5 protein-coding genes and 1 pseudogene are annotated in these 4722 nt (G+C 44.6%); 5 read left to right on the top strand and 1 reads right to left on the bottom strand.

Annotated elements, in window-relative coordinates; genetic code table 11:
- From QZ375_RS13690 to QZ375_RS13670, 5 genes and pseudogenes are all read left to right on the top strand, one after another.
- A partial coding sequence (locus tag QZ375_RS13690; RefSeq protein WP_295219844.1) for an amidoligase family protein occupies nt 1-938 on the top strand: 938 nt, incomplete at its 5' end.
- 89 nt (nt 939-1027) lie between these two features.
- Nucleotides 1028-1492 carry a gamma-glutamylcyclotransferase family protein gene (locus QZ375_RS13685; RefSeq protein ID WP_295219843.1) on the top strand — a complete coding sequence of 155 codons (465 nt, stop codon included), beginning with the start codon at nt 1028-1030 and terminating at the stop codon, nt 1490-1492.
- Nucleotides 1493-1494: 2 nt separating this feature from the next.
- A complete protein-coding gene (locus QZ375_RS13680) occupies nt 1495-1689 on the top strand; it encodes a hypothetical protein (RefSeq protein WP_295219848.1) in 195 nt (64 codons plus the stop codon).
- A 236-nt stretch (nt 1690-1925) separates the two neighbouring features.
- On the top strand, nt 1926-2267 hold the full coding sequence (locus QZ375_RS13675; RefSeq protein WP_295219842.1) for a hypothetical protein: 342 nt from the start codon (nt 1926-1928) through the stop codon (nt 2265-2267).
- A 240-nt stretch (nt 2268-2507) separates the two neighbouring features.
- Nucleotides 2508-4108: pseudogene (locus QZ375_RS13670) on the top strand (terminase TerL endonuclease subunit).
- 28 nt (nt 4109-4136) lie between these two features.
- Here the strand turns inward: QZ375_RS13670 and QZ375_RS13665 are convergent.
- A partial coding sequence (locus QZ375_RS13665; protein ID WP_365729227.1) for a GNAT family protein occupies nt 4137-4722 on the bottom strand: 586 nt, incomplete at its 5' end.

Below are 4722 nucleotides of genomic sequence, written 5' to 3'. Positions count from 1 at the left end.
AAAAGACAAGAAAGCAGATCGAAAACCTGAAAAACCAGACCATTGGCGTGGAGATCGAGATGAACCACATCACAAGAGACCGGGCAGCCATAATTGCCGCCGACTTCTTCGGAACAGGCCGCTACGAAAATACCGCCGGACGCAACGGTTACTACACCTGGAGCGCCTGGGACGCACAGGGCAGAGAATGGAAATTTCAAAGAGATGTTTCCATTGCAGGCCCTGACAACGAAAAGTGCGAACTGGTTACACCGATTCTTCGCTACGAGGATATTGAAACCTTGCAGGAGCTTGTCCGCAGACTTCGCAAGGCAGGAGCAATCAGCCACGCAGGAATCGGCGCAGGGGTTCACATTCACATCGGAGCAAAGGGACACACACCACAGACGCTCCGCAACCTGGCAAACATCATGGCAAGCCACGAAAAACTAATTGCTGATGCCCTGAAAATCGATCAGGGCAGAATGAACAGATACTGCAGAACGGTAAGTCCGGAATTCATCGAAAAGGTGAACAAGAAAAAGCCTGCAACAATGGCACAGCTTGCAGACCTTTGGTACACAGCAAACGGTGCAAACTACGGCAGAGACCACCATTACAATGACAGCCGATACCATATGCTGAACTTCCACGCAACCTTTACAAAGGGCACGATTGAATTCCGGCTTTTCCAGTTTGACAAGCCAACGGCGGAACGGAAAAACGGACTTCACGCCGGACAGCTAAAAAGCTACATTCAGCTTTGTCTTGCCCTTTCTGAAATGGCAAAGGAACTAAGAACAGCAAGTCCAAAACCACAGCAGACCGAAAACCCAAAGTTCGCCATGCGGACTTGGCTGATTCGACTGGGACTGGTTGGTGAAGAATTTGCCACAGCAAGAGATTTCTTGACCAGAAACCTGAACGGAGATGCCGCATTCCGGTTCGGCAGAAACTAAACCGCAGGAGATATCCTCCTGCCCCCTTGCCACCTGCGGGTGGCTTAAGGTGGTAGAAGGATGTTTCCTTCGGAAAGGATTTGATAACGATGACAAAATTTTACCTTGCCTACGGCAGCAACTTGAACGTGCAGCAGATGCGATTCCGCTGCCCTGATGCCAAAGTAGTGGGAACGGCAGAAATTCCCGATTACCAATTATTATTCAAGGGCAGCAAGACCGGTTCCTATCTCACCATTGAAAAGAAAAAGGGTGACATGGTTCCGGTTGCCGTCTGGGCAGTTTCAAAGCGTGATGAACTGGCTCTTGACCGCTACGAGGGATTCCCCGATTTTTACTACAAAACGGAAATGGAACTGCCGGTAAAATGCTGGAAAGCCGACAAAACCAAAACGCTGACAGCCTTTGTGTACATCATGCACGAGGAGCGAAAGCTTGGAATTCCAAGTCATGCCTATGTGCAGACCTGCGTTCAGGGCTACCGTGATTTTGGCTTTGATTTGAAGCATCTGCGGCTTGCATTCGACTTAAGCGAGAGGAAGTGTGGAAATTGAAAATGGCTGAAAAAGAAACCAGAATTTGTCCGCTTTGCGGTATGGAATATTGCAGTGTTCCGGCACTTTCCAGAACCGACAATCAGACGCTGATTTGTCCGGACTGCGGAACACGGCAGAGCCTGGATTCCATCGGGATTGCCGCCGAGGAAATTGAAAAAATCATCAGCATCATTCATCGAAATTACTCCGCATAAGCGCCACACAGCCCCCGCAAAGGCAAGAACCGATAATTCCGGATACTGATGCCAATGCAGAAACAAGCCCCACAAACGGCAATGTGGCGGCTTGTTTCTGCTGTCATAATATACACAATTCTTAGCCGGTTTCATGGCTGTATATTCTGGCAGTTTAGCGGGTTGCTATTATACACACTATGCGGTAATATGTAACTACCGAAAGGGAAAACAAACAAAAAACGGAGGAAAATCAAATGGTATCATACGGAATGGCAAAGGCAAGAGCAAAGGCTTGGAGAACGGACTGGAACGAAAGAACCGAAATCACAAAGGCAATCATCACCTGGGTGGACAGCGAGTACGAATACGAACTTGAGATTGAAAACGATGATCACATGGACGATGAAGATTTCAAGGACTGGGTTAAGAAAAACGCTGAAGAATTTGCAAAAGAAGATGCAGAGGAAAACGGAACGACATTTGAAGAAATCGACAGCATTGAATACGAAGAGGACTACATTGACGACGATGCCCTTTTTGAAGGTGAATACACTGCATGGGCAGAATTTGAATGGGAATGCGAAACCGGCAGATAATGCCCACCCACCATTTTCAAAACACAGCCTCGGAAAGAGGCTGTGTGGCTCGTACCGAAGATATATAGTACACAAATAATCACTGATATGTTTGTGCAGTATATTTCTCCGTTAACTCTTGATATACTTGAATTAGTATGGTAACATGGTTACAATGGGAATAGGCTCTCAATTACAAAATTGCCCCACGGGGCTTAAAATTATTCAGACTTGCTTTTGGCAGGTCTTTTTTGTTAGGTGGTGAATAAAATGGCAAAATACAAACCGACAGAATTCATGGCGGAAGATTCAAGATACGATAAAAAGGCGGCAGACTATGCCGTTTCTTTTATTGAGTGTCTTAGTCATACAAAAGGCACATGGGCAGGAAAGAAATTTGAACTCCTGGACTGGCAGGAACAGATTATCCGTGACCTTTTCGGTATTCTGAAACCTAACGGTTACCGGCAGTTTAATACAGCTTACATTGAAATTCCCAAGAAAAACGGCAAGTCAGAACTTGCAGCCGCTGTTGCCCTTCTGCTTACCTGTGGTGACGGTGAAGAACGAGCCGAGGTTTATGGCTGTGCCGCAGACCGACAGCAAGCCGCCATTGTATTTGATGTTGCCGCCGATATGGTGAGAATGTGTCCGGCACTGAATAAGCGTGTCAAAATCCTGACCTCACAAAAGCGTATCGTGTACATTCCAACAAACAGTTTTATCAGGTGCTTTCAGCTGAGGCTTACTCAAAGCACGGCTTTAATATTCACGGAGTTGTCTTTGACGAACTTCATACCCAACCTAACAGAAAGCTGTTTGATGTAATGACCAAGGGCTCTGGTGATGCAAGAATGCAGCCACTTTATTTCCTTATCACCACAGCCGGAACAGACACCAACAGTATCTGCTATGAAGTACACCAAAAGGCAAAGGATATTATTGAGGGTAGAAAACATGACCCGACATTTTATCCTGTTATCTATGGTGCAGATGAGTCTGAGGACTGGACTGACCCGAAGGTGTGGAAAAAGGCAAATCCGTCACTCGATAAAACAATCGGAATGGATAAGGTTGTGGCTGCGTGTAATTCTGCAAAAGAAACTCCGGGGGAAGAAAATGCTTTTCGACAGCTTAGACTCAATCAATGGGTAAAACAGGCTGTCCGCTGGATGCCGATGGAGAAATGGGATAAATGCAAGGTCAGCTTTGATGAAGAAATGCTTGCAGGGCGTGTCTGTTATGGTGGTCTTGACCTTTCCTCCACTACTGATATTACAGCTTTCGTTCTTGTATTTCCGTCAACTGAAGAAGATGAACATTACTATGTTCTACCTTACTTCTGGTTACCAGAAGAAACACTGCCACTCCGTGTAAGACGTGATCACGTTCCCTATGATGTATGGGAACGGCAGGGCTACCTTAAAACCACTGAGGGCAATGTTGTTCACTATGGTTTTATTGAGAATTTCATTGATGAACTGGGGCAGAAATTTAACATCAAAGAAATTGCATTTGACCGTTGGGGAGCAGTGCAAATGTCGCAGAACCTTGACGGTCTTGGTTTTACAATGGTTCAGTTCGGACAGGGTTACAAGGATATGTCACCGCCTACAAAGGAACTGATGAAATTAACACTTGAACAGACACTTGCTCATAACGGTCACCCGGTTCTCCGTTGGATGATGGATAATATTTTCATAAGACGTGACCCTGCCGGAAACATCAAGCCTGACAAAGAAAAATCCACAGAAAAGATTGACGGAGCTGTTGCCATGATTATGGCTCTTGACCGTGCAATCCGCTGTGGATGCGTTTCTGAGGAATCTGTTTATGATTTGAGGGAGATGTTGATTTTGTAGCTGATGTTAGTTTGATAAGCTGAAATTTTTATTTCTTGTTTAATTCTTCCCATTCGCTTTTGAGAATGGAATAAACTCTTCTTCCTTCAAAATGATCTTTTCTCCAGAAAAAATCACGAAATGTTCCTTCATATTTAAGTCCGCACTTTTCAATAACTCTGCGTGAAGCTTCATTTGCTGTACGACAATCAATCTCAATTCTATGAAAGTTGATTTTTTCAAAACCAAATCTGATAACAGCTTTCGTCATCTCAGTGGCATATCCTTTACCCTGAAATGCAGGTCCGATAACATACTCAATCTCACCATGCTGATTGTTGCTGTCAACCAAGAAAAATGCAATTTGTCCAATACATTCACCAGATTTCTTTTCAATAACAGCCCAACGATAATAATCTTTACAGGAATATGAAACAATATACTTTGTATCAAATAACTTCTGAACGTCAACAGATGCAGGATAATATGGTTCCCCATAATCCCATTGTGTCTGTTCATCTGCTATCCAGTTGCACAGCATTGAATCAATATCTGAATATCTAAATCTACGGAGTATCAGTCTTTCTGTTTCTATTGTCTGTGTTCCGATATGTGTCAGCATTTTATTTCCTCCG

Source organism: Ruminococcus sp., assembly GCF_019417665.1.
Classification (GTDB): Bacteria; Bacillota; Clostridia; order Oscillospirales; family Ruminococcaceae; genus Ruminococcus_C.
Note: the sequence above shows the minus strand (reverse complement) of the source record. Positions and strands in the feature narration are given on the sequence as shown.

Coding starts and splice junctions, on each gene's coding strand:
- QZ375_RS13685 (WP_295219843.1), top strand. CDS start 1,028: ATGACAAAATTTTACCTTGCCTACGGCAGCAACTTGAACGTGCAGCAG.
- QZ375_RS13680 (WP_295219848.1), top strand. CDS start 1,495: ATGGCTGAAAAAGAAACCAGAATTTGTCCGCTTTGCGGTATGGAATAT.
- QZ375_RS13675 (WP_295219842.1), top strand. CDS start 1,926: ATGGTATCATACGGAATGGCAAAGGCAAGAGCAAAGGCTTGGAGAACG.